The sequence below is a fragment of the Pseudogemmobacter sonorensis genome, assembly GCF_042762395.1.
Taxonomy (GTDB): Bacteria; Pseudomonadota; Alphaproteobacteria; order Rhodobacterales; family Rhodobacteraceae; genus Pseudogemmobacter; species Pseudogemmobacter sonorensis.
Map to the genome: position 1 here is coordinate 166,776 of NZ_JBEFZE010000001.1, position 23,381 is coordinate 190,156.

General features: G+C 69.7%; 18 protein-coding genes. 7 read left to right on the forward strand and 11 right to left on the reverse strand.

The features are described 5' to 3' along the window. Positions 1–102 precede the first annotated feature (102 nt). On the reverse strand, positions 103–1,896 hold the full coding sequence (locus ABNX41_RS00750; RefSeq protein ID WP_438667962.1) for an aminopeptidase P family protein: 1,794 nt from the start codon (positions 1,894–1,896) through the stop codon (positions 103–105). A gap of 127 nt (positions 1,897–2,023) precedes the next feature. Beyond that, positions 2,024–3,886 (reverse strand): cobaltochelatase subunit CobT, encoded by a 1,863-nt coding sequence (gene cobT / locus ABNX41_RS00755; RefSeq protein ID WP_438667801.1) that lies wholly within the window; start codon positions 3,884–3,886, stop codon positions 2,024–2,026. A 347-nt stretch (positions 3,887–4,233) separates the two neighbouring features. On the opposite strand from cobT, the gene ABNX41_RS00760 reads away from it, so the two are divergent. Then, positions 4,234–4,818 carry an NADPH-dependent FMN reductase gene (locus ABNX41_RS00760; protein WP_438667802.1) on the forward strand — a complete coding sequence of 195 codons (585 nt, stop codon included), beginning with the start codon at positions 4,234–4,236 and terminating at the stop codon, positions 4,816–4,818. Positions 4,819–4,918: 100 nt separating this feature from the next. Here ABNX41_RS00760 and ABNX41_RS00765 read toward each other — a convergent pair whose 3' ends face one another. The 5 genes from ABNX41_RS00765 to ABNX41_RS00785 form a co-directional block, all read right to left on the reverse strand. Further along, positions 4,919–5,941 carry a hypothetical protein gene (locus ABNX41_RS00765; protein ID WP_438667803.1) on the reverse strand — a complete coding sequence of 341 codons (1,023 nt, stop codon included), beginning with the start codon at positions 5,939–5,941 and terminating at the stop codon, positions 4,919–4,921. Positions 5,942–6,186: 245 nt separating this feature from the next. Then, complete coding sequence (gene cobS, locus ABNX41_RS00770) at positions 6,187–7,161, reverse strand: cobaltochelatase subunit CobS (protein WP_438667804.1); 975 nt, start codon at positions 7,159–7,161, stop codon at positions 6,187–6,189. Between the two features lie 107 nt (positions 7,162–7,268). Then, positions 7,269–7,460: a hypothetical protein gene (locus ABNX41_RS00775; protein WP_438667805.1), complete on the reverse strand. Its 192-nt coding sequence runs from the start codon at positions 7,458–7,460 to the stop codon at positions 7,269–7,271. After that, complete coding sequence (locus tag ABNX41_RS00780) at positions 7,457–7,804, reverse strand: pyridoxamine 5'-phosphate oxidase family protein (protein WP_438667806.1); 348 nt, start codon at positions 7,802–7,804, stop codon at positions 7,457–7,459. Before ABNX41_RS00780 ends, ABNX41_RS00775 begins: the two co-directional genes overlap by 4 nt. A 7-nt stretch (positions 7,805–7,811) precedes the next feature. After that, positions 7,812–8,444 (reverse strand): J domain-containing protein, encoded by a 633-nt coding sequence (locus tag ABNX41_RS00785; protein ID WP_438667807.1) that lies wholly within the window; start codon positions 8,442–8,444, stop codon positions 7,812–7,814. 151 nt (positions 8,445–8,595) lie between these two features. On the opposite strand from ABNX41_RS00785, the gene ABNX41_RS00790 reads away from it, so the two are divergent. Beyond that, positions 8,596–8,847 (forward strand): BolA family protein, encoded by a 252-nt coding sequence (locus tag ABNX41_RS00790; protein WP_438667808.1) that lies wholly within the window; start codon positions 8,596–8,598, stop codon positions 8,845–8,847. A 132-nt stretch (positions 8,848–8,979) separates the two neighbouring features. Here ABNX41_RS00790 and ABNX41_RS00795 read toward each other — a convergent pair whose 3' ends face one another. After that, positions 8,980–11,169: a malate synthase G gene (locus ABNX41_RS00795; protein WP_438667809.1), complete on the reverse strand. Its 2,190-nt coding sequence runs from the start codon at positions 11,167–11,169 to the stop codon at positions 8,980–8,982. A 405-nt stretch (positions 11,170–11,574) separates the two neighbouring features. Here ABNX41_RS00795 and pepN point away from each other — a divergent pair, with 405 nt between their 5' ends. After that, positions 11,575–14,250 (forward strand): aminopeptidase N, encoded by a 2,676-nt coding sequence (gene pepN, locus ABNX41_RS00800; protein WP_438667810.1) that lies wholly within the window; start codon positions 11,575–11,577, stop codon positions 14,248–14,250. Between the two features lie 259 nt (positions 14,251–14,509). Here the strand turns inward: pepN and ABNX41_RS00805 are convergent, their stop codons facing one another. Further along, positions 14,510–15,253: a transglycosylase SLT domain-containing protein gene (locus tag ABNX41_RS00805; protein ID WP_438667811.1), complete on the reverse strand. Its 744-nt coding sequence runs from the start codon at positions 15,251–15,253 to the stop codon at positions 14,510–14,512. A 239-nt stretch (positions 15,254–15,492) separates the two neighbouring features. On the opposite strand from ABNX41_RS00805, the gene ABNX41_RS00810 reads away from it, so the two are divergent. Next, positions 15,493–17,418, forward strand: coding sequence for a glycosyltransferase (locus ABNX41_RS00810; RefSeq protein ID WP_438667812.1), 1,926 nt, complete (start codon positions 15,493–15,495; stop codon positions 17,416–17,418). A 197-nt stretch (positions 17,419–17,615) separates the two neighbouring features. Here ABNX41_RS00810 and rocF read toward each other — a convergent pair whose 3' ends face one another. Next, entirely contained in the window at positions 17,616–18,545 is a 930-nt protein-coding gene (gene rocF / locus ABNX41_RS00815) for an arginase (protein ID WP_438667813.1), read from the reverse strand. A gap of 764 nt (positions 18,546–19,309) precedes the next feature. Here rocF and ABNX41_RS00820 point away from each other — a divergent pair. The 3 genes from ABNX41_RS00820 (at position 19,310) to ABNX41_RS00830 (ending at position 22,655) form a co-directional block, all read left to right on the forward strand. After that, on the forward strand, positions 19,310–21,307 hold the full coding sequence (locus ABNX41_RS00820) for a heme lyase CcmF/NrfE family subunit (protein ID WP_438667814.1): 1,998 nt from the start codon (positions 19,310–19,312) through the stop codon (positions 21,305–21,307). Continuing rightward, positions 21,304–21,789, forward strand: a complete 486-nt coding sequence (locus ABNX41_RS00825; RefSeq protein WP_438667815.1) for a cytochrome c-type biogenesis protein — start codon at positions 21,304–21,306, stop codon at positions 21,787–21,789. Before ABNX41_RS00820 ends, ABNX41_RS00825 begins: the two co-directional genes overlap by 4 nt. 95 nt (positions 21,790–21,884) lie before the next feature. Then, positions 21,885–22,655, forward strand: a complete 771-nt coding sequence (locus ABNX41_RS00830) for an enoyl-CoA hydratase-related protein (protein WP_438667816.1) — start codon at positions 21,885–21,887, stop codon at positions 22,653–22,655. A gap of 155 nt (positions 22,656–22,810) precedes the next feature. Here the strand turns inward: ABNX41_RS00830 and ilvN are convergent, their stop codons facing one another. Then, complete coding sequence (gene ilvN / locus ABNX41_RS00835) at positions 22,811–23,371, reverse strand: acetolactate synthase small subunit (protein WP_438667817.1); 561 nt, start codon at positions 23,369–23,371, stop codon at positions 22,811–22,813. Positions 23,372–23,381: the final 10 nt, after the last annotated feature.

Below are 23,381 nucleotides of genomic sequence, written 5' to 3' on the forward strand. Positions count from 1 at the left end.
TCCGGCCCGTCGCCCCGGCGCCGAGGGCGCATCCGAACGGGCGCATCCGAAGACGCCCGCCGCCGTTCCGCCTTTGGCCTCGCCCGCCCCTCGGAGCGCCCCTCAGATCGGCGCGCAGGCCGCGCGAAGCCAGGCCTGCGCCTCGGGCCCCAGCCGTGGCCCGATCCGCTCAAGCACCCCGGCGTGATAGCCGTCCAGCCAGGCGCGCTCTTCGCCCGAAAGCATCGCGGTCAGGATCAGGCGGCGGTCGAAGGGCACCCAGGTCAGGGTCTCGAAATCGAACTGCCGCCGCAGATCGCCAAGCGCCGAGGCCTCGCGCACCACGATCAGGTTCTCCAGCCGGATCCCGAAGGCGCCCTCGCGGTAATAGCCCGGCTCGTTCGACAGGATCATGCCCGGCTCCAGCGCGACCTCCGAGACGCGCGAGATCCGCTGCGGCCCCTCATGCACCGACAGGAAGGCGCCGACGCCATGCCCGGTGCCATGGTCGAAATCCAGCCCCGCGACCCAGAGCGGAAAGCGCGCCAAAGGATCCAGGTCGCGGCCCGCAAGGCCCGCGGGCCAGCGCGCCCGGCTGATCGCGATCAGCCCGCGCAACACCCGGGTATAGCAGGCCCGCGCCTCGTCCCCCGGATCGCCGATGGCGAGGGTCCGGGTGATGTCGGTGGTGCCGTCGGGATATTGCCCGCCGGAATCGACCAGCAGCAATTCGCCCGCGCGCAGGGCGCGGTCGGTCTGGGTGGTCACCCGGTAGTGGATGATGGCGCCGTTCGGGCCCGCGCCGCAGATCGTGTCGAAGCTGATGTCGTGCAAGGCGTTGGTGGCGCGGCGAAACCCTTCGAGCGCCGAGACCACGGCGGTTTCGGTCAGATCGCCCGGCGCCTCGCGCTCCAGCCAGCACAGGAATTCGACCATGGCCGCGCCGTCGCGCAGATGCGCCTCGCGCATGCCCGCGATCTCGGCCGGGTTCTTGCGGGCCTTGGGCAGGCGGCAGGGATCCTCGCCCCAGGTGATCGCCACGCCCGCCGCTTCCAGCGCCAGCGCCACCGCCAGCGGCGCGCTGCCCTGGTCCAGCCGCACCGGGCCGCTCAGCCCGCGCAGCGCGGGCGCGAAATCCCCGGGCGGGGCAAGCGTGACCTCGGGCCCCAGATCGTGGCGCAGCCCGGCGTCGAATTTCGCCTCATCGGCGAAAAGCAGGACCGAGCCGTCGTCGCGGAGAATGGCGAAGGCCTGCACCACCGGATTGCGCGGCACGTCGCCGCCCCGGATGTTCAACAGCCAGCAGATCGAATCCGGCAGGGTCAGGACCGCCGCCCGCTCGCCCCGTTCGCGCAGTTCCGCCGCCAGCCGCGCGCGTTTGGCGCCATGGCTTTCCCCGGCCAGATCTTCGCGGTGAGGGAAGGCCCGCGCCCCCGGCCCGGGCGGCCGGTCCGGCCAGATCGCATCCACCGCATTCGCCACCGGCCGCAGCGTGACGCCGCCCGGGCTTAGCGCCGCCGCGATGGCGTCGATCTCGGCCCTTGTGTGCAGCCAGGGGTCGAAGCCGATCACGCCTTCGGCCAGATGCTCGCGGATCCAGGGGCCGGGCTTGACCTCGGGCCAGGGCACCGGGGTGAAGGCCGCGAGATCGACCTGGGCCTTGACCTGGGTGCGGTAGCGGCCGTCGACGAACACCCCGGCGACCCCGGGCAGCACGATGCAGAACCCCGCCGAGCCGGTGAAGCCGGTCAGCCATTGCAGCCGCTCATCCCGCGCGGCGACATATTCGCCCTGATGGGCATCGGCGCGCGGCACCAGAAACCCGGCGAGCCCCTGACGCGCCAGTTCGGCCCGCAAGGCCGCCAGCCGGGGCGGCCCCTGTTCGGGCGATGCGGTGCTGTCGAAGGTCTGGAACACGGGGGTCTGGAACACGGGAAACCTGCCTTTTTCCTGATGCCTTGGAGGAGCGGGGAGGGCACACCGCCCAGCCGGGGAAGCCCCTTTCCCCGATCACGCCGATCACGCCGGGCGCGCGGCGGCGGCCTCAGGCCACCCGCCGCCGTCCGCGCTGGCCGCGCGGGTCCTTGTCGAACAGCCCCGCCAGTTGCTCGGTCATCGCGCCGGCCAGTTGCTCGACATCGGTGATCGTCACCGCGCGCTGGTAATAGCGCGTCACGTCATGGCCGATGCCGATGGCGATCAGTTCCACCGCGCGGCGCTTTTCCACCATGGCGATCACGTCGCGCAGGTGCTTTTCAAGGAAGCTCGCCGGATTGACGCTCAGCGTCGAATCGTCGACCGGCGCCCCGTCCGAGATCACCATCAGGATCCGCCGCGCCTCGGGCCGCGCCATCATGCGCCGATGCGCCCATTCCAGCGCCTCGCCGTCGATGTTTTCCTTCAGCAGCCCCTCTTTCATCATCAGGCCCAGATTGGCCCGCGCCCGCCGCCAGGGCGCATCGGCGGATTTGTAGATGATGTGGCGCAGGTCGTTCAGCCGACCCGGCGCCGCCGGACGGCCCTGCGCCAGCCAGCGTTCGCGCGATTGCCCGCCCTTCCAGGCCCGGGTGGTGAAGCCCAGGATCTCGACCTTGACCGAGCAGCGCTCCAGCGTGCGCGCCAGCACATCGGCGCAGATCGCGGCGATCGAGATCGGCCGCCCGCGCATGGATCCCGAATTGTCCAGCAGCAGCGTGACCACGGTGTCGCGGAATTCGGTGTCCTTTTCCCATTTGAAGGAAAGCGGCGTCGTCGGATTGGCCACCACCCGCGCCAGCCGCCCCGCATCAAGGATGCCCTCCTCCAGATCGAAGAGCCAGGAGCGGTTCTGCTGCGCCTGAAGCCTGCGCTGAAGCTTGTTGGCGAGCCGCCCGACCGCGCCCTTCAGAGGGTCGAGCTGCTGGTCCAGATAGGCGCGCAGCCGCTCAAGCTCGGCGGGTTCGGCCAGATCCTCGGCCCGGATTTCCTCATCGAAATCGGTGGTATAGACCGCGTAGTTCGGATCGGCGTCGGAATAGGGCGCGGGCGCGGGGGGCTCGGGCGGGGCCTCGCCCTGGGGGACCTCGGTCTCCTCGCCGGATTCGGCGTCGGCCTCTTCGTCCATGCGGACCTGGGCCTGGGACTGATCCTGTTCCTGCTCCTGGCTGCGCTCGGGGCTGGCCTCTTCCTCGCCGCCCTCCTCCTCGTCCTGGGAATTGTCGTCGGGGGCGTCCTGGTCCTCTTCGGCCTCGTCCCCGGCCTCGTCCTCGTCGGGGCGGTCGGGATCGTCGCCCAACTGGTCGCCATAGCCCAGATCGGCGATCACCCGGCGCGCCAGGCGGGCGAAGGCGGCCTGGTCGTCCAGCGCGCCGTCAAGCCCCGCAAGCGCGCCCCCCGCATCCCGGGTCAGCTTTTCCGACCACAGGTCGAGCACGTTCTGCGCCCCCCCCGGCAGGGGCCGCCCGGTCGCCAGATGGCGCACCAGATAGCCCGCCGCCACGGCAAGCGGCGCATCCTCGGCCCGGCCGATCTGGGCATAGCCCTTGCGGTCGGCCTCATGCCCGATCCTTGCGTCGATATTGGTCGCGGTGCCGGGCATGAAGCGCGCGCCAAGCGCCTCGGCCCGGGCGGTTTCCATCGCATCGTAGATCTCGCGCGCCAGTGCGCCCACCGGGGCATAGCGCGCGGCCAGCGCCTCGTCATGGTGGCGGCGGCGCAGCGCGAAGGCATCGGCGGTGCCGCGCGCGAGCAGCACCTCGTCGCGGGTCAGGCGGCGCGAGACCTGCGGCAGCCGCAGGCCCTCGCGGTTCATCCCCGGCGGGTCGACCGAATAGGCCACGGTCATCTCGGGATCGTCGGCCATGACCCTCGTAGCCTCGGCCAGGGCTTTCTTGAACGGATCGGCGGGGTTTTCGACAGGTTTCGACATGGCGCGAAGATGGCACCCCGCGCGGGCGGGGGCAAGGCCGTCCGCTGTCGCGGGGCCTTCGCAAGGCAGGCTCTTCGCGTGGCGCCGCGGCCCGGCAGCGGCGAAAGCCTCTTCTGGGTGCGGGGGCGCACAACCGGCCCGCCATTGTGCGCAATTGCCCGGAATCGGCGCCCCGGGCATGATCGACCCATCGAACAGGGCGCCCGCCCGGCCCCAAGGGGGAACCGGAGGCGCGGGCGCCGGGTTGGACCGAAGCGGAGCGGCCCGTGCGGGGCCGGTCCGGCCTCGGCCCGCCGATCAAGGGCGACGGGCCCCGGCCCGCGCCGCAACCAGGAGAAGCAACGACCATGTCGAAACCAAAAATCGCCGTCATCATCGGCTCCACCCGCCCGACCCGCTTTGCCGAGATCCCGGCGAAATGGATCGTCGAAAAGGCCCGCGAACATGGCGAGCTGGACGTGGAACTGGTCGATCTGCGCGACTATCCGCTGCCCTTCTTCGACGAGGTGGCCTCGAACGCCTGGGCGCCCTCGCAGAACGAGGTCGCGGTGGCCTGGCAGAAGAAGCTGGCGGAGTTCGACGGCTATATCTTCACCGTGGCCGAATACAACCATTCGGTCACCGGCGTGCTGAAGAACGCGCTGGACCAGGCCTATGTCGAATGGGCCAAGAAGCCTTTCGGCGCCGTGGGTTACGGCGGCACCGGCGGCGCGCGCGCGGTCGAGCATCTGCGCCTGATCGCGGTCGAGCTGCAAGGCGTGCCGGTGCGCAACGCCGTGCATATCGGCGGCGGGGATTTCTTCAAGGTGCATCCGGGCTTCGGCGGCTCGGGCGATCTCTCGGAGATCGAGGGCTCGATCGGCGCCTCGGCCAAGGCGCTGCTCGACGACATCGCCTGGTGGGCCAAGGCCACCAAGGCCGCGCGCGGCTGACCGAAGCGGTCTTCGAGGGTTCAGGCGAAGGTTCAGGGCGGTCTCCCGAAGGTTGGGGGGCCGCCCTTTTCCGTTTCCTGGCGCGCGCCGATCCTGCGGATCACCGCGGCGGCGTCTCCTCCAGATCGCCATCGGACACGAGGAAGGCGGCGGAGAGCGGCGCCAGCCCGCGGGCGGCATCGTCCGGCCAGGGCGCGGCGGGCTGGTGACGGGCGCGGGCGTGATTGGGCGCCTGCGGCGATTGCGTGATCGACAGATCGTAAAGGATTCCCGGCTCCAGCGCGAAAGTGGCAAGCGTCACATAGGATTCGCGCGGGTAATGGCAGTAGGGGTCCCAGACCGAGACGGTCTGGCGCTGCGCCTCGCGCCCGTGGTCCAGCAGCACCACATCCAGCAGAGGCGAGGCGGGGCCGATTTTCTGATGCTGGACCAGGCGGGCCCTGGTGGTCCTGCCGCCGGTCGCCCGCAGGCCAAGGCGCATCTCCCGCCGCTCGGGCGACCATGCCGCCTCGACCGGGGTCACCCGCACCGGAAGGTCGGGCGCCCGGGGCAGGTCGCGCAACCCCGGAAGCACCCGGCGCGGATCGCCGATCCGGGCCATCCCGGCAAGGATCTGCCGGACATAGATCCGCGCGCCCGCATGGGTGGTGTGGACGCTGACGAACCGCCCTTCGATCGGGCCCTCATCGGTCAGGTCGACCTCGATCACCGGCAGGTAGTGGCGTCGGCAAAAGCGGTGGAAGCGTTCATATTCCGGGTTGGCGCGGGGGTGGCGCTGGCTGGGCACCGGCAGCATCAGGGTGATCGGCGCGATTCCGGCATCGACCAGGCTGGCATAGACGAAGGCGATCTCCTCCTCCGTCGCCCGCGTCCCGCGCGAGACATCCTCGATCAGCGGCTCGAACAGGCAGACATCGGGGCGCCATTCCAGCAGTTCGGCCAGTTTCGCCAGGCCGCCGTCGGAAAGGCGGTTGCCGGGATAGGTGAAGCGCCGAAGCGTCGAGGCGCCGATATCGGCAAGGTGGTCGCGGCACAGCACTTCGGTATAGCCGGTGACCGCCCCGGTGGAATGATGGACGGACTGGGCGCTTACCGACGCCCCGAGAACGGCAAGACGCAGCATTCTGGACTCCTCTGTCGCGGCCGAGGGGTAGCACGAGGGGCTGAGGGTGAACAACCGTCCTGGGCCGGGCGGTGGACAAGACGCGGCGCTGGCGCGGCCAAGGTGGAAGCTGGGCGGCAGAGGTCCCGCATCGGGCCGACCGGCGGGGCGCAAAGACGATCCGCGCCCTCTGCCCCGGGCGACGCCCCCCCATGGCAAGGGCGGCCGAAGCCGCCCCGCAACCCGGCCCGGATGGCGCGGTTTTGTTATTTCATCGCCGTGGAGACCGCCGATTCCGGCAGTTCCTCATTGAAGCAGCGCTGGTAGAATTCGGCGACCGTCTGGCGCTCCAGCTCGTCGCATTTGTTCAGGAACGACAGGCGGAACGCATAGCCCACATTGCGGAAGATCCGCGCATTCTCGGCCCAGTTGAGCACGGTGCGCGGGCTCATCACCGTCGAGAGGTCGCCGTTCACGAAGGCGGTGCGGGTCAGATCCGCCACCGTCACCATCTGGCTGATGGTCTTGCGACCCTCGGCGGTGTTGTATTGCGGGTTCTTCGCCAGCACGATGGCGCTTTCGGCGTCATGGCTGAGGTAGTTCAGCGTGGCGACCAGGCTCCAGCGGTCCATCTGCGCCTGGTTGATCTGCTGGGTGCCGTGGTAAAGCCCGGTGGTATCGCCCAGCCCCACGGTATTCGCGGTCGCGAACAGCCGGAAGCTGGGATGGGGGGTGATGATCTCGTTCTGGTCCAGAAGCGTCAGCTTGCCGTCATGCTCCAGCACGCGCTGGATCACGAACATCACGTCGGCCCGGCCCGCGTCATATTCGTCGAAGACCACCGCGACCGGGTTGCGCAAGGCCCAGGGCAGGATGCCCTCGTGGAACTTGGTGACCTGCTTGCCGTCTTCGAGCTTGATCGCATCCTTGCCGATCAGGTCGATGCGGCTGATGTGGCTGTCGAGGTTCACGCGCACGCAGGGCCAGTTCAGCCGCGCCGCCACCTGTTCGATGTGGGTGGATTTGCCGGTGCCGTGATAGCCCTGGATCATCACCCGGCGGTTCCAGGCGAAGCCCGCCAGGATCGCGAGCGTGGTGTCGGGGTCGAACTTGTAGGTCGGGTCGATCTCGGGGACGCGGTCGGATCGTTCCTCGAACCCCTTCACCTTCATGTCGGTGTCGATGCCGAAGACCTCGCGGACCGAGATTTCTTCGGTGGGTTTCACGGCTTGGTCGAGCATGGGAGGCGTCCGGGACTGGGGGAATTTCTTCCGGTTCATGGATCATTCCGTCCGGGCGTGCAAGGGGAGGCGGGGCGAACCGGCACGATTGGGCCCGCATGATCGGGCTATTGCTGGTCCGGGTCGCGCGGCGGTTCGCGGTCGGGGGAGGGGGCCAGCCCATAGGCGGCGCGGGCCTCGGCCATCCGCCCGGCGACCGAGCGGGCGGGAAACAGCGCATAGCTGGGCGCGACGATCGGCGCCATGCGAGAGATTTCCACCGCGATGACATGGCGCAGGGGATAGGCGCCGCCGGTCATCGCCAGCAGCGGCGCCGCGGCCGGGGCGAAGTGCTGCGCGTCGGGGCGAAGTGCTGCGCGTCGGGGGCGATCACCTCGGCCCGGCCGTAAAGCTTGAAGCCGCGCTGGCGCAGGATGTCGATCAGGCTGACGCAGACCCGCGGATCGCGTCGGATGTTCGCGACCGAATGGCCCGAGGCGATGTCGGCGATCACCAGCCGACCGGGCGCGGGCAGGGCCCAGATCTCCTTGGGAGAGGTGCTGGCGCCGAATTCACCATCCGCCGTGGCAAGCCAGCACAGCACCACATCGGGGCGCAGGGCGAGAAGGGCGTTCCAGCCTTCCATGACCGCCTTATCTTCCATGACCGCCTCAATCCCGGAAATAGCGGCTGTCCTTGATCTGGTCCCAGGCCCAGACCACCTCTTGCAGGCGCTCTTCGTCGCGGCGGTCGCCGCCGTTCATGTCGGGGTGAAGATCCTTGACCAGGCTTTTGTATTGCTTGCGGATCTCGGCCTTGGTCATGGTGTCGCGGGCGTCGAGGATCTCGATCGCCTTCCTTTCGGTCGGGGGCAGCTTGCGCGTGGCGCCCGAGGCGGGCGCGGCGCCGCGATTCATCGTGGCCTTCTCGCCCAGGATCTGCATCGGGTCGGAGACCCCCATCCGCGCCCAGGCATTGCCGTCGTCCTTGCGCGAGAAGGGCTTGGTCTCGCGGCCCCAGACCCGGTCCTTGTCGACGAATTTCTGGAATTCCTCATCGGTGGTGCCGTTGAAGAAATTCCATTTCAGGTTGTATTCGCGGATGTGATCCTTGCAGAACCAGAAGAATTCATCCAGCAGATCGGGCGATTTCGGCGCCCGGAACTGGCCCGGGTTCGAGCAGCCGGGATAGTCGCAGCCCTTGCCGCTCAGTTCCGGGGCGGCCGGGCCGCGACGGCCCGAAGCCTTGCGCTTCTTGTCTGCGCTGACGCGGATGTCGAAATCGAAAGGCGATTTGCTGACCATTTGGCGGGCCCCTTTGCTGGACTGCCGTGCAGGGGGCCTTGGAGGGGCTTCCCGACTCGGGCGCCCAAGTCTAGGGATTTCGACGGGAATTTGAAGGGGAGATGGTCAAAATGCCCGTGATGAGGCGGATGGAAATGCGGGCGGGGCCGCGATGAGCGTCGCCGAGGAGATCGAGGCGCGACTGCGCGCGGCTTTCGCCCCCGAGGCGCTGGAGGTGGTCAACGAGAGCCATCGCCATGCCGGACATGGCGGCGACGACGGCAGCGGCGAGAGCCATTTCGCGATCCGAATCCGTGCCGCGGTTTTCGCCGGAATGTCGCGGATCGAGCGTCACCGGGCGGTGAACCGGGCGCTTGGCGATCTGACGGCGCGGGTTCATGCCCTGGCGCTGGATATCGGGTGAGGCGGCTGTGAGGGCGGCGGAAGGGAGGGGGCGCTGCCCCCTCGGCGCCTTTGGCGCCTCACCCCCGGGATATTTTTGCAAAGAAGAATGGGGATGGGCGGTTTTTTGGGGGGCGCGCGGTGTGCGGGGGGGTCAGTCTTCGGCCTTGCGTTGCAGGCGCCAGGCGTGGAGGAGGGGTTCGGTATAGCCTGAGGGTTGTTCGCGACCTTTCAGCACCAGATCGCGCGCGGCGAGGAAGGCCGGGCCGTCGAAGCCGGGCGCCATCGGCCGATAGGCGGGGTCCTGCGCGTTCTGCTGGTCGACCACCCCGGCCATCTTGCGCAGGGCGCGTTCGAGCTGGTCCTCGGTGATGACGCCGTGGTGGAGCCAGTTGGCCAGCGCCTGCGACGAGATGCGGCAGGTGGCGCGGTCCTCCATCAGGCCGATGTCGTGGATGTCGGGGACTTTCGAGCAGCCCACGCCCTGATCCACCCAGCGGACGACATAGCCGAGGATGCCCTGGGCGTTGTTCTCGACCTCGGCGCGGATTTCCGCTTCGGACCAGTTGCGGCCCTCGGCCAGCGGCAGGGTCAGCAGATCGGCCAGGGTGGCGCGGGGGCCGCCCCTGGCGATCTCGTCCTGGCGGGCGAAGACGTCGACGCGGTGGTAATGGGTGGCATGGAGCACCGCCGCCGTGGGCGAGGGCACCCAGGCGCAATTCGCGCCGGCCTTGGGATGGGCGACCTTCTGCTCCAGCATGTCGTGCATCAGGTCGGGGGCGGCCCACATGCCCTTGCCGATCTGGGCCCGCCCGCGCAGCCCGCAGGCGAGGCCGATGTCGACGTTGCGATCCTCATAGGCCTTGATCCAGGCCGCGCCCTTCATGTCGCCCTTGCGCAGCATCGGCCCGGCTTCCATCGAGCTGTGGATCTCGTCCCCGGTGCGGTCGAGGAAGCCGGTGTTGATGAAGGCCACCCGCGCTTTCGCCGCCCGGATGCATTCCTTGAGATTGGCCGAGGTGCGGCGTTCCTCGTCCATGATGCCCAGTTTCACGGTATTGGCGGGCAGGCCCAGGACCGATTCCACCCGGTCGAAGATCTCGACCGCGAAGGCCACCTCTTCGGGGCCGTGCATCTTGGGCTTCACGACATAGATCGATCCGGCGGCGGAATTGCGCAGCCCGTCCTGCTTGCGCAGGTCGTGCATGGCGCAGAGCGTGGTGACGAAGGCGTCGAGGATGCCCTCGCCGATCTCGCGCCCTTCGGAATCGAGGATGGCGGGATTGCTCATCAGATGGCCGACGTTGCGCACCAGCATCAGGGCGCGGCCCTTGAGGGTCAGGCTGCCCGCCTCCTTGCCGTCGGAAAAGGCGGTGAAGACCGGATCGGGCGAAAGCGCGCGGGTGAAGCTTCGTCCGTCCTTCTCCACCACCTCGGCCAGGTCGCCCTTCATCAGGCCGAGCCAGTTGGAATAGGCCAGAACCTTGTCGGGCGCATCGACGGCGGCGACCGAATCCTCGCAATCCATGATCGCGGAAATCGCCGCCTCAAGCCGGATATCGGCGATCCGGGCCGGGTCGGCGGCGCCGATCCGCGATTCGGCGTCGATCTGGACCACGATATGCAGCCCGTTCTTGCGCAGGACGAAGGCGGTCAGCGCCCCCGGCTCGCCGGTGAAGCCCACCAGCTTTTCGGGCTGGGCGAGCCGCGCCGAACCCGCGCCCAGCCGGACCGAGAGCCCGCCTTGCTTGATCGAGAAGCCGCGCGCCTCCTTCCAGCTTGCCCCCACCAGCGGCACGGCGGAATCGAGGAACTTGCGCGCCCAGTCGATCACCTTCTGGCCGCGCGCCGGATCATAGGCCTTGCCCTGGGGTGGTTCGCCAAGCGCATCGGTGCCGTAGAGCGCATCGTAGAGCGAGCCCCACCGCGCATTTGCGGCATTCAGCGCATAGCGGGCATTGGTCACCGGGACCACCAGTTGCGGGCCGGGGATCAGCGCGATCTCGGGGTCGACATTCGCGGTCTCGATCTGGAAATCCTCGCCCTCGGGCAGGAGATAGCCGATCTCGCGAAGGAAATCCTCGTATCCGGCGGGGTCGAAGGGCTGGCCCCGGCGGCTGCGGTGCCAATCGTCGATCCGGGCCTGGATCTCGGCCCGGCGCGCCAGCAGCGCGCGGTTCTTCGGCCCCAGATCGGCCACGGCCCCCGCCAGCCCGCCCCAGAACACGCCGGGGGTGATGCCGGTGCCGGGAAGCGCGCTTTCCTCGATGAAGGCCACGAGTTCGGGCGCGACGGCCAGTCCGGCTTTCTCGATCCGGCCGGGATGGGCGGCTGCTGCGGTCATCGGGTATCCTCCGGTGAAGCTTTTCGGGATTCTCGCATCTGCGGGGCGCACCATAAGAGCGCCGATGCGCGCGAGGCAACCCGAGCCGGGCGGAAATCGCGGCCGGGCGGGGCAGAAACGCTTTTGCGGATTTCCTGAAGGCGGGGCGCGCCATATTGCGGGCGGGCCGGGAAAGGCGGGGTTTTTCCGGGGATTGCGGGTCGGGCGCGGCGTTCGCCCCCTTGTGTCCGGCGCCGCAGGTTCTAGGCTGCGTCCATCGCATCCCGGGCGCGCGCGCGTTTCCCCGGGGGCACATCCGCCGAAAGGCCGGATCCGCGACGGGCCGCGTTCAAGCGGGCCCCGGCGCGCGCACGGCCCCACCGTAACCCGGCCCGGCCGCCACAGGCCAGGGCAGAAAGGCCCGAGATGTCCGACGCCAGTTCCGATGCCCCGCCGGTAGAAGCCTCGATCGCCGATGTTCCGCCAGCCGAGGCCCCCGAGGTGGACCGGCGCGTCCATCTGGCCGATTACCGGCCCTTCAGCCACCGCGTCGAAAGCGTGGCGCTGACCTTCCGGCTGTCGCCGGGGGCGACGCGGGTGCTGGCGCGGCTGCGGCTGGCGCCCGATCCCGCGCGGCCCGGCGGCGAGGATCTGCGCCTCGACGGCGAGGGGCTGCGGCTGATCGCGCTGCGCCTTGACGGGCGCGACCTGGCGGTGACGCCGGATGCCACCGGACTGACCCTGCCCGCCGCGGATCTGCCCGCCGCCCCCTTCACGCTGGAGACCGAGGTCGAGATTGCGCCCGAGGCCAATACCGCGCTGGAGGGGCTTTACATGTCGAACGGCATGTTCTGCACCCAATGCGAGGCCGAGGGCTTTCGCAAGATCACCTTTTATCCCGACCGCCCCGATGTGATGGCGCCGTTCCGGGTGCGGATCGAGGCGCCCATCGAAGCGCCGGGGGCCGAGGCCTTTCCGGTGCTGCTGTCGAACGGCAATCCCGTGGGCAGCGGCAAGGGCTGGGCCGAATGGGACGATCCCTGGCCGAAGCCCGCCTATCTTTTCGCGCTGGTGGCCGGGGATCTGGTCGCGCATCGGGCGGCGTTCACCACCCGCTCGGGCCACGCGGTGGATCTCGCGGTCTGGGTGCGCCCGGGCGACGAAGACCGCTGCGCCTATGCCATGGACAGCCTGATCCGCGCCATGCGGTGGGACGAAGAGGTCTACGGCCGCGAATACGACCTGGATGTCTTCAACATCGTCGCGGTGGACGATTTCAACATGGGCGCGATGGAGAACAAGGGGCTGAACATCTTCAACTCCAAATTCGTGCTCGCCAGCCCCGAGACCGCGACGGACGAGGATTACGCCCGGATCGAAGCCATCGTGGCGCATGAATATTTCCACAACTGGACCGGCAACCGCATCACCTGCCGCGACTGGTTCCAGCTTTGCCTCAAAGAGGGGCTGACGGTCTTCCGCGACCAGCAGTTCTCGGGCGACATGCGCAGCCCGGCGGTGAAACGGATCGAGGATGTGGCACTTTTGCGCGCGCGCCAGTTCCGCGAGGATCAGGGCCCGCTCGCCCATCCGGTGCGGCCCGAGAGCTTCGTCGAGATCAACAATTTCTATACCGCCACCGTCTATGAAAAGGGCGCCGAGCTGATCGGCATGCTCCGGCGGCTGGTGGGGGATCGGGGCTATGATGCGGCGCTGGAGTTGTATTTCACCCGCCACGACGGTAGGGCGGCGACGATCGAGGATTGGCTGGAGGTGTTCGAAGATGCCACCGGCCGCGATCTGGCGCAGTTCAAACTGTGGTATTCCCAGGCCGGAACCCCGCGCCTGAAGGTGACAGAGGACTGGAAGGACGGTCGCTACACGCTTAATTTCACGCAGGAAAACCCGACCACGCCCGGCCAGCCGGAAAAGGGCGCGAAACAGATCCCCATCGCCGTCGGCCTGATCGGCCCGAACGGGGACGAGGTTCTGCCGACGCAGGTGCTTGAGATGACCCGGGCGCGGCAGAGTTTCAGCTTCGAGGGGCTGGTGGCGCAGCCGGTGGCCTCGATCCTGCGCGGCTTTTCGGCGCCCGTGGTGCTGGAGCGCGAGATCGACGACGCCACCCGCGCCTTCCTTCTGGCCCATGACGGCGATCCGTTCAACCGCTGGGAGGCGGGGCGCGCGCTGGCGCTGGAACTGGCGGTGCGGATCGTCGGTGCCGGGGATGTGGCAGGGGATGCGGGCGCGGAGGTGTCAAGCGCCGACTGGGTGCGGGCGCTGGCCGGGCTGGTGCGCGACGGCGCGCTCGATCCGGCATTCCGGGCGCTCGCGCTGCGGCTGCCCGCGCAGGACGAGGTGGCGGGGCTTCTCCATGCCCGGGGCCTGGTGCCGGATCCGGCGCGGATCTGGGCGGCGCTGCGGGGGATGCGGCTGGATCTGGCGCGCGGGCTTGCCGGGGATCTGCCCGATCTGGTCGCGCAGGGCGCTTCGGGCGCGGCCTATGCCCCGGATGCGGAACAGGCCGGGCGGCGGGCGCTCGGCAATGCCGCGCTCGGGCTGCTGACGCGGCTGGACGGGGGCGCGGCGGCGGGGGCGGCTTTCGCGGCGGCGGGCAATATGACCGACCGCATCGCCGCGCTGTCGGCGCTGCTCGACATCGGCGCGGGGGCCGGGGAACTCGCGGCCTTCGAGGCGCGCTGGCGGGCCGACCGCAATGTGATGGACAAATGGTTCGCGCTTCAGATCGCCTTCTCGGCGCCCGATCGCACCGCCGGGGTGACCGAGGCGCTGACCCGCCACCCGGAGTTCCACTGGAAGACGCCGAACCGCTTCCGCGCCGTGATCGGGGCGCTGTCGGCCCATCACGCGGGCTTTCATCATGAAAGCGGCGCGGGTTATCGGCTGCTGGCCGACTGGCTCTTGAAGATCGACCCGCTGAACCCGCAGACGGCGGCGCGGATGTCGACCGCCTTCGAGACATGGCCGCGCTATGACGCGGCGCGTCAGGCGCTGGTGCGGGCCGAATTGGGGCGGATCCTTGCCGCGCCGGGGCTGAGCCGCGACCTGAGGGAAATGGCGGGCCGGATGCTGGAGGGCTGAGCGCGGCGGGCCTCCCGGCCCGCCTCTGTCTTGCAAATGCCGGGCTTGTGCAAAATCCCCGGCAGGCACCCGGCGCAGGTCTCAGTCCTTGGCGTCAAGTCCCGGCAAGCAACACCATCCGGTCGATCTCGCGCAGTAGCGGCGCCGCGATCAAGGGCGAACCCCGGGCCTTGGCGCAGGCCTCAAGCCTCCGGCGCAAGGCCCCGGCCCCAGATCCAACCTCACGGCCCAGTCCCGGGCCGCAAGCCTTCGACAGCCCTCAGCCCTTGGCGCAATAGGGCTGGGCCGAGGTCCAGGCCGCCATCTCGGCACGCTTGTCGGCCTTGCGGAACGGGCCCCAGTCGCGCCCGACGCCCCGGTTGCCGCCGCCCGCGACCATGCCGTCGCGCGCGACCTTGCCCGCGAAGATGTCGACGGCGCAGCTCAGGTTCCCGGCGCCGTCCTTCAGCGCGGATTTCGACGTCGCCTCGCAGCCATGGCCCCGTGCCGTGGTGGGCGAGATCTGCATCAGCCCGATATAGCGCCCGCCGCCGCCCTCGATCTCGGGCGTCCAGCGGCTTTCATGCTTGGCGACCGCGCTCATCAGCCCGACCCAGAAGGCGCGGCGCTCGTCCAGCGAGGCGGTCTCGTAGCCGGGGCACCAGTGCTCGATATCCTCGGGCACCAGACCGGCCAGTTCCCGGTCGCGCCCGGCCACGGCCTCGAAGGCCTCTTCGGTCCATTCGGCGGCTTCGGGGCGGTGGTCCCACTGCATCGGCGCGCCCGAGGTGGCGAGGAAGGATTCGCTCGCCCTGCCGCCCGCCGAGGTCTGGCCCGCGCCGACGCAGGCCGAAAGCAGGACCGCCGCAAGGATCCCGCCCGTCGCCGCCCGGATCCGCGAGAGGTGGGGCAGGGTGGCGGTCGGGCCGCGCGCGGAAAGATCCGCTCTGGTCTGGCTTGGTCCGGTCTGGCCCTGTTCGGTCGGGTCTTGTTCGGTCGGGGACTTCGGCGTGGGCAGGGGCATCCGGGGCTCGGTTGTGGTTTCGCTCGGCGCGGCTGATAGACCGGGCCGGGGGGGCGGGGCCAGAGGCGCCCGCGGCCCGCGCGGATTTTCGGCAGAATATCGCCAGTCCCGCCGGGCCGGGCCGCTTTACAGGGCGGTGGTGGGTCCCTAACCATTGCCCCCGGCCTCGCGCCTTGCCCGACCACCCGCGCCGAACGCCGTCCTGGCGGGAAGGACCAGCCAAGGAAGAACGCCCCCGGATGACAAAGGGCCAGATCCCTCCGAAAAGCCAGATCTCTCCGAAAAGCCGGGCCCCGCTGAAAAGCCAGGCCCCGGCGACAGGCCCGCGCCGCCCCGGCCGGGGGGCTGCCGACAGGTCCCTGGCCGACGAGCCCCTGGTCAACGAGTCCCTGGTCGACAAGGCCTCCGCCGACAAAACTACTGCCGACAAAACTCCCGCAGCCGGGATCCCGGTCCGAAAGGCCGTCGCCATCCGCAGGCCCGGCAATGCCGCGATCTGGTATGCGCCCGATGGTTACGACCCCAAGGCGCGCGGCATCAACGGGCGCCGGGTCGCGGGCGAAAGCTTCCTGCGCGGCTTCTTCGCCCATGGCGCGGTCGAGGAATTCGTCTGCCTCTGCCATCGCGAAACGGACGAGGCGCATTTCCGCGCCTTCGCCGCGCGCGAGGGCGTGGCGGCCCCCCTGCGCGGCGTGCGGCTGGACCGGCCCGCCGGGATCGCGCCCCTGGACGTGGTCAGCTATCCCAGCCCGAATTTCGCCGCCGAGGCCTGGCGGCGCGGCGCCGAGGGCGGCGGGGGCTATGCGATCTGCGGCCTGACCCATACCACCGCGACCCGGGCGGTGATGCAGGGGCTGTTCGACCTGCGCGCGGCGCCGCAGATGGGGTGGGATGCGGTGATCTGCACCTCGCGCGCGGTGAAGGCCTCGGTGCTGGCGCAGATGGATCTGACCGACGCCCATCTGGCGGCGCGTTTCGGGGGCGGCGATGCGGCGCTTCTGCCGCCGCGTCCGCTGCTGCCGGTGATCCCGCTGGGGATCGACACCGCCGCCTTCCGGCGCGACGCGGCGGCGGGCCGGGCGCTTCGCGCGCGGCTGGGGATCGCGGAGGGCGACATCGCCTGCGGCATCGTCGCCCGGCTGAGCCCGAGCGGAAAGTTCGACCCGCTGCCGCTGTTCGTCGCCCTCGCGCGGGCGCAGGCCGAGTTGAAGGGGGGCGCGCGCTTTCACCTTATCCTGTGCGGCCAGTTCGCCGATCCCCATGGGCGCGAGGTCTTCGTCAAGGGCGCGGCCGCGCTCATGCCGGGTTGCGGCTTTCACCTGACCGACGGCGCCGACCGGGCCGAGCGGCTGGCGGCGCTTTCGGCCTCGGACATCTTCCTCTTTCCCGTCGACAACGTGCAGGAGACCTTCGGCCTCGCACCGATCGAGGCCATGGCGGCGGGGCTGCCGGTGATCGTCTCGGACTGGGACGGGATGAAGGACACCGTGACCGAGGATTGCGGCTTTCGCGTGCCCACCACCTTCGCCCATGGCGGGCTGACGACGAGGATCGGGCGGCGAATGTCCGGCGGCTCGGACAGCTACACCCAGTATCTCAGCCAGCTTTCGGCGCTGACCGTCCTGGACCTGCGCGAACTGACCGGGGCGCTCTTGCGGCTGGCGCAGGATCCGGCGTTGCGGGCGCGGATGGGGCGGGCGGGGCAGGCGCGGGCGCGCAGCCATTACGACTGGGCGGCGGTGATCCCGCAGATGCAGGCGCTTTGGGCCGAGCAATCGGCGCGGCTGGCCCATGCCCGGGCCTCGGGCCGACTGCCCGCGCCGATCCATCCCGCCCGGGTGCCGCCCGCGCCCGCGCCGGGGGTCTTCTTCGGTGCCTATCCCTCGCGCTTCGGGCCCGCGCCGGGCGCGCGGTTCCGGCCGGGCGAAGCGGCGGGCCTGCCGGGCGTCGAAGAGGCCATGGCCCTGCGCAACTACCTCGCCGAGCGCCGCCTGGTGGCCGGGCCCGAGCGGTTGCAGGCCCTGCGCGACGCGCTTGCCGCCCGGCCCGAGGGCGCGACGCTCGCCGATCTGGCGCAGGCGGCGGGGCTTCGGTCCGCGGGGGCGGCGCGGGCGCTGTTGTGGTTGATGAAATATGGCTATGCCGAGGAGGTGGGTGAGGGGTGAACCATTACAATTCAATGCGTTGAGTGAATTATATAAAGCAATTTATCAGGATTGGCATTGCTGGCTATGGCCATGAACTGCCATGCTGGCGAATAGCATCATCGCTTCAGGGGCCCTATATATTCATTTTAATTCAGTGAAATACCGGCGACACTTCAACCATTGCATGAGCACTTCCCGCTCCCCCGCACGGCAGGCTATTTCGCACGCGTCGGGCGGTCGAACACCTTCTTGCCCATCAGGCTGCCGACCAGGTCCACCATCAGCCGCGCCGTCATGCCGCGATCGTCGAGGAAGGGGTTCAGCTCCACCAGGTCGAGCGACGTGACCAGCCCGCTTTCGTGCAGAAGCTCCATCACCAGATGCGCCTCGCGGAAGGTGGCGCCGCCGGGCACAGTGGTTCCCACCGCGGGCGCGATCGAGGGGTCGAGGAAATCGACGTCCAGGCTGACATGCAGCATGCCCTGCGCCGCGCGCACCGCGTCGAGGAATTCGCGCAGCGGCGCGACGATGCCACGCTCGTCGATCACCCGCATGTCGTTGACCCGGATCTCGTGCAGCGCCATCGCTGCATGTTCCTCGGGATCGACCGAGCGGATGCCGAACATGCAGATCCGCTCGGGCGGCAGCGGCGCCGGAAAGGGCGGGAAGGCGTCGAAGCCCTCGCGCCCGGCGATATAGGCCAGCGGCGTGCCATGCAGGTTCCCCGAGGTGGTGGTCAGCGGCGTGTGGAAATCCGAATGCGCATCAAGCCACAGCAGGAACAGGGGCCGCCCGGCCCGGGCCGCGAAGGCCGCAGCCCCCGCGACCGAGCCGAGCGCGAGCGAATGGTCGCCCCCCATGATCACCGGCATCCCGCCCGCCTCCAGCGCGGCGAGGACGCGGGCCGAAAGCGCCTCGGTCCAGCCCAGGGTCTCGGCCAGCGCATGGACGGCGGGATTGGGACAGCTTGCCGCGCGCAGCGGCACGGGCAGGGCGACATCGCCCCAATCCGCGACCTCATGCCCGCCGCTGGCCGCGATCTCGCGCGCGATCCCGGCCACGCGATAGGCGGAGGGGCCCATCAGGCAGCCGGCGCGGCGCTGGCCGCTGTCGATGGGGGCGCCGATCAGGATGGTGCGGGCCATGGCGGTCTCCGTTCCGGGTGGATCTGTTGCCGGACCGCGCCCTGGGGCGGGCGGCCCCATGGTGATACCGCCCCGGCCGCGTCCTGGCGAGGGGGCGCGCGATGAGAAATCGGGCAAGCCCTGGCCATGCGGCCCCGGTGGGCCGGGGGGCTGCGCGGGGAATCGCCCGGGGAAGCGCCCCCGGCGCCGGTTCGGGCTTGACCCCGCGCCGATCGAACCTAACTTGAGATGCAGGAACAAAGGAGTGCCGTCCATGGAAATGATCCTCGCCGCCTTCGCCCTGCTGGCCGCGCAGGTCGGGATCATGCAGGTTCTCGCCCGCCGTCCGGTCCGGGTGCGCCAGGTGGCCGAGGCCCGCCGCTGAGGCTGGCCCTCGCCCCGGGTGGGCCCGGGGGCGAGAGTTTCGTCGGGCAGGGATCAGGCCGGGCCCCGGGCATGGCTCCGCATCGCCGATGCGGAGCTTTTTCATTCCCGGCCCCCTGCGTCATCCCTTGATATTCCACGGCCGCCCTCTCGCCCGGATCGCGGCTTGACGGCCGACGGGCTTCTTCCCTCCAACGGCAACCGCCGCCTGAGTCACCCTGCGCGGTTCCCGGGGGCGCGTCTCGGGGAGCGGCTTGACCGCCTCTGTCTTCCACCGCAACCGCCGCCTGCGTCCAATAGGCGCGGCGCCCCGGGGCTCCCGAAGCCCGGCGCCCGGCCTTCGCCCCATTGGATCGCGCCGCCACCCGGTCTATGCTGGCCCCCGAAATGAGGAGAGCCAGATGATCGTCGAGCTAGGGCATTTCGCGCTGATTCTGGCGCTGATGGTGGCCATCGTGCAGGCCGTTCTGCCGCTTTGGGGGGCGCAGCGCGGCAATTACGCGCTGATGGCGCTGGCGGGACCTGCGGCGGTGGCGCAATTCGCGCTGATCGCGCTGGCCTTCGGGGCGCTGACCTGGGCCTTCGTGCGCTCGGATTTCTCGGTGCTTCTGGTGGTGTCGAATTCGCACAGCCTCAAGCCCATGCTCTACAAGGTGTCGGGCGTCTGGGGCAATCACGAGGGCTCGCTGCTTCTGTGGGCGCTGATCCTGGCGCTGTTCGGCGCCTCGGCCACGGTCTTCGGCGGCAATCTGCCCGAGCGGCTGAAGGCGCGGGTGATCGCGATCCAGGGGCTGGTGGGCGTGGCCTTCCTGGCCTTCATGCTGTTCACCTCGAACCCGTTCCTGCGGCTGGCGGTGCCGCCCCTGGACGGGACCGACCTGAACCCGCTTCTGCAGGACCCCGGCCTCGCCTTCCATCCGCCCTTCCTCTACCTTGGCTATGTCGGGCTTTCGATGTCCTTCTCCTTCGCGATCGCCGCGCTGATCGAGGGGCGGATCGACGCCGCCTGGGCCCGCTGGGTCCGGCCCTGGACGCTGGCGGCCTGGGTCTTCCTGACCATCGGCATCGCGCTTGGGAGTTGGTGGGCCTATTACGAGCTGGGCTGGGGCGGGTTCTGGTTCTGGGACCCGGTCGAGAACGCCAGTTTCATGCCTTGGCTGCTGGCGGCGGCGCTCTTGCATTCGGCCATCGTGGTGGAAAAGCGCGAAAGCCTGAAAAGCTGGACCGTGCTGCTGGCGATCCTGGCCTTCGGCTTTTCGCTTCTGGGGACCTTCCTCGTGCGCTCGGGGGTGATCACCTCGGTCCATAGTTTCGCCAACGACCCCGAGCGCGGGATCTTCATCCTGGCGATCCTGGCCTTCTTCACCGGCGGCGGCCTTGTGCTTTTCGCGCTGCGCGCGGGCGCGATGGAGGCCAGGGGCGTCTTCGGCACCGTCAGCCGCGAATCCGCGCTGGTGGCGAACAACGTCTTGCTGGCGGTGGCCTGTTTCGTGGTTTTCCTGGGCACGATCTGGCCCCTGCTGTCCGAGCTTTTCATCGGCCGCACCGTTTCGGTGGGCGAGCCCTTCTTCAACCGCGCCTTCACGCCCTTCTTCATCCTGCTGGCGCTGATCCTGCCGCCGGGCGCGATGCTGGCGTGGAAGCGGGGCGATGTCGGGCGGGCGCTGCGCCAGCTTTTGCCCGCGATGCTTCTGGCGCTGGCCTGCGCGGGTCTGGCCTTCGCGGTCCAGACCGGACGCTCGGCGGTTGGGCCGATCGGCGCGCTTCTGGGGGCCTGGGTGGTCTTCGGCGCGCTCACCGATCTGTGGGGGCGCGGCGGGCGCGGCGCGGTCCCCGCGCGGCTGGGGCGGCTCGCGCGGGCGCCGCGCGCCGACTGGGGCAAGGCGGTGGCGCATGTCGGGCTGGGGCTGGTGATCTTCGCCGTCTCGGCGCTTAACGCCTGGAAGGTCGAGACCGTGCTGGTCGTCGACCGGGGCGAAAGCTTCGCCCTCGGCCCCTACAGCGTCGAGATGCGCGGGGTCGAGCAGGTCCAGGGCCCGAACTACCATTCCGTCATGGCCGAGATGGCGGTGACCCGCGACGGCGCGCCGGTCGCCACGCTCTACCCCGAAAAGCGGGTCTATCCGGTGCAGGCCATGCCCACGACCGAGGCCGCGATCCACTACGCCTTCCTGCGCGACATCTATCTGGTGATCGGCGATCCGCAGGAGGGCGGAGGCTGGGCGGTGCGCGCCTATATCGAGCCTTTCGCCAACTGGCTGTGGGCGGGCTGCGCGCTGATGGCGCTTGGCGGCTTCCTCAGCCTCTCGGACCGGCGCTATCGGGTGGCGGCGGGGGCGCGGCGGGCGCAGGCCACGCGCGGGCGCGCGGGCGATCCCGGCGGGGTGGCGGCGGAATGATGCGCCTTGCCCCCCGTTTTTGGCCCCGTTTCGCCCCGCTTCTTCTTGGCCTCGCGCTGGCGATCCTGCCGCCCGCGTCGCCCGCCCTGGCCGTCGAGCCGCATGAGATCCTGGCCGATCCGGTGCTTGAGGCCCGTGCCCGCGCCATCAGCCGCCAGGTGCGCTGCCCGGTCTGTTCGGGCGAGAGCATCGACGATTCCAGCGCCCAGATCAGCCGCGACCTGCGCCAGATCATCCGCGAGCGGCTGGTGGCGGGCGATTCCGACGCCGAGGTGATTGATTTCCTGGTCGCCCGCTACGGCGAGGTGATCCTGTTCAACCCGCGCCTCGATGGCTGGAACCTCCTGTTGTGGGGCGGCGGGCCGCTGATGCTGCTGGTCGCGGGCGGGGTGGTCTTCCTGTCGCTGCGCCGCCGCGAGGCGCCGGTGAAGCGGCTCACGCTCGAGGAAGAAGCCCGGCTTGCCGAACTGATGAAGGATTAGGGGCAGGGCGCGCGTTCTGACGCCACGTCCGCCTGTGCGAATCCGCCCGTTGCGCCGAAGATCGCGTCAGATCGAAGCGCCGGGGAGGGCCGCGAATGGAATTCCAGACCATCCGAGTCAACGAATCCGGGGGAGTGACCCGGATCGTCATGAACCGGCCCGAGGTGATGAACGCGCTTTCCGCCCGGATGCGGCGCGAATTGATCGCGGCCTTCGACGGTGCCCGGGGCCGGGCGATCGTCCTGACCGGCGAGGGGCGCGCCTTCTGCTCGGGTCAGGATCTGCAGGATGCCAGCGATGTCCAGGCGGTGGATTTCGAGCGCATCCTCGCCGAGGAATATGTGCCGCTCCTGTCCCGGATCACCGGTGCGCCGGTGCCGGTGATCGCGGCGGTGAACGGCGTGGCGGCCGGGGCCGGGGCCAATCTGGCGCTGGCCTGCGATGTGGTGATCGCCGCCGAGACGGCAAGCTTCATCCAGGCCTTCACCCGGATCGGGCTGATCCCGGATGCGGGCGGCACCCATTGGCTGCCGCGCCAGATCGGGCTGGCCCGCGCCATGGGGGCGGCACTTTTCGCCGAGAAGATCCCCGCCCGCCAGGCCGCCGACTGGGGAATGATCTGGGAGGCGGTGCCCGAGGCCGGGTTCGAGGCGCATGTCGCCGCCCGCGCCGCGCATCTGGCCGCCGGGCCGACCCTGGCCTATGCCGCCCTGCGCCAGGCCCTGCGCGGAAGCTTCGAACAGGATCTGGACGGCGCGCTGGCGCAGGAGGCGCGGCTTCAGGGCGAATGCGGCGCAAGCGCGGATTTCCGCGAGGGCCTGGCGGCGTTTCTGGAAAAGCGCGCGCCCCGGTTTCGTGGCGGCTGAACGGCTTTGGCCCGTGGGATTGGGCGGCAGAGCTTCTGCCCGGGTGCCTGGGCGGGTGGAAACCTGCGCCTCCGGCGGGGATATTTTTGCCAAGATGAAGGGGTGAGGGAAGCGCCCGTGCCCCGAAGGGAGGGGAGGCCTTGCGGCCCCGACCCTTAGGCGCCGCGCGAAAGGGCGGCGACGCCGGTGCGGGCGATCTCCTTCAGGCCCAGGGGGCGCAGCAGCTCGGCGAAAGCGTCGATCTTTTCCGGTGTGCCGGTCATTTCGAAGACGAAGCTTTCCAGCGTGGAATCCACCACCTTGGCACGGAAGATCTCGCACAGGCGCAGGGCCTCGATCCGCGCCTCGCCCTTGCCCGCGACCTTGAGAAGCGCCAGTTCGCGCTGCACGCTCGGCCCTTCCGCGGTCAGGTCGTGCACGGCATGGACCGGGACCATGCGCGAAAGCTGCGCCTCGATCTGGTCGATGACGGCGGGCGTGCCGCTGGTGACGATGGTAATGCGCGAACGCCGCCCGGTGTGGTCGACCTCGGCCACGGTCAGGCTGTCGATATTGTAGCCGCGCCCCGAAAACAGCCCGATCACCCGCGCCAGCACCCCCGGCTCGTTCTCGACGATCACGGCGAGCGTGTGGCTGGCCTCGATCTCGCTGTGGGGATCGCGCAGGTCATAGGCCGAATGGCTGGTCGAGCCCTTCTTGATGTTCAACGCGGACATGTCTGCCCTT

What these genes read in the sequence shown, in the direction of transcription:
- cobT (WP_438667801.1), bottom strand. Translation starts at nt 3,886, where the DNA reads ATGTCGAAACCTGTCGAAAACCCCGCCGATCCGTTCAAGAAAGCCCTG.
- ABNX41_RS00760 (WP_438667802.1), top strand. Translation starts at nt 4,234, where the DNA reads ATGTCGAAACCAAAAATCGCCGTCATCATCGGCTCCACCCGCCCGACC.
- ABNX41_RS00765 (WP_438667803.1), bottom strand. Translation starts at nt 5,941, where the DNA reads ATGCTGCGTCTTGCCGTTCTCGGGGCGTCGGTAAGCGCCCAGTCCGTC.
- cobS (WP_438667804.1), bottom strand. Translation starts at nt 7,161, where the DNA reads ATGCTCGACCAAGCCGTGAAACCCACCGAAGAAATCTCGGTCCGCGAG.
- ABNX41_RS00775 (WP_438667805.1), bottom strand. Translation starts at nt 7,460, where the DNA reads ATGACCGGCGGCGCCTATCCCCTGCGCCATGTCATCGCGGTGGAAATC.
- ABNX41_RS00780 (WP_438667806.1), bottom strand. Translation starts at nt 7,804, where the DNA reads ATGGAAGATAAGGCGGTCATGGAAGGCTGGAACGCCCTTCTCGCCCTG.
- ABNX41_RS00785 (WP_438667807.1), bottom strand. Translation starts at nt 8,444, where the DNA reads ATGGTCAGCAAATCGCCTTTCGATTTCGACATCCGCGTCAGCGCAGAC.
- ABNX41_RS00790 (WP_438667808.1), top strand. Translation starts at nt 8,596, where the DNA reads ATGAGCGTCGCCGAGGAGATCGAGGCGCGACTGCGCGCGGCTTTCGCC.
- ABNX41_RS00795 (WP_438667809.1), bottom strand. Translation starts at nt 11,169, where the DNA reads ATGACCGCAGCAGCCGCCCATCCCGGCCGGATCGAGAAAGCCGGACTG.
- pepN (WP_438667810.1), top strand. Translation starts at nt 11,575, where the DNA reads ATGTCCGACGCCAGTTCCGATGCCCCGCCGGTAGAAGCCTCGATCGCC.
- ABNX41_RS00805 (WP_438667811.1), bottom strand. Translation starts at nt 15,253, where the DNA reads ATGCCCCTGCCCACGCCGAAGTCCCCGACCGAACAAGACCCGACCGAA.
- ABNX41_RS00810 (WP_438667812.1), top strand. Translation starts at nt 15,493, where the DNA reads ATGACAAAGGGCCAGATCCCTCCGAAAAGCCAGATCTCTCCGAAAAGC.
- rocF (WP_438667813.1), bottom strand. Translation starts at nt 18,545, where the DNA reads ATGGCCCGCACCATCCTGATCGGCGCCCCCATCGACAGCGGCCAGCGC.
- ABNX41_RS00820 (WP_438667814.1), top strand. Translation starts at nt 19,310, where the DNA reads ATGATCGTCGAGCTAGGGCATTTCGCGCTGATTCTGGCGCTGATGGTG.
- ABNX41_RS00825 (WP_438667815.1), top strand. Translation starts at nt 21,304, where the DNA reads ATGATGCGCCTTGCCCCCCGTTTTTGGCCCCGTTTCGCCCCGCTTCTT.
- ABNX41_RS00830 (WP_438667816.1), top strand. Translation starts at nt 21,885, where the DNA reads ATGGAATTCCAGACCATCCGAGTCAACGAATCCGGGGGAGTGACCCGG.
- ilvN (WP_438667817.1), bottom strand. Translation starts at nt 23,371, where the DNA reads ATGTCCGCGTTGAACATCAAGAAGGGCTCGACCAGCCATTCGGCCTAT.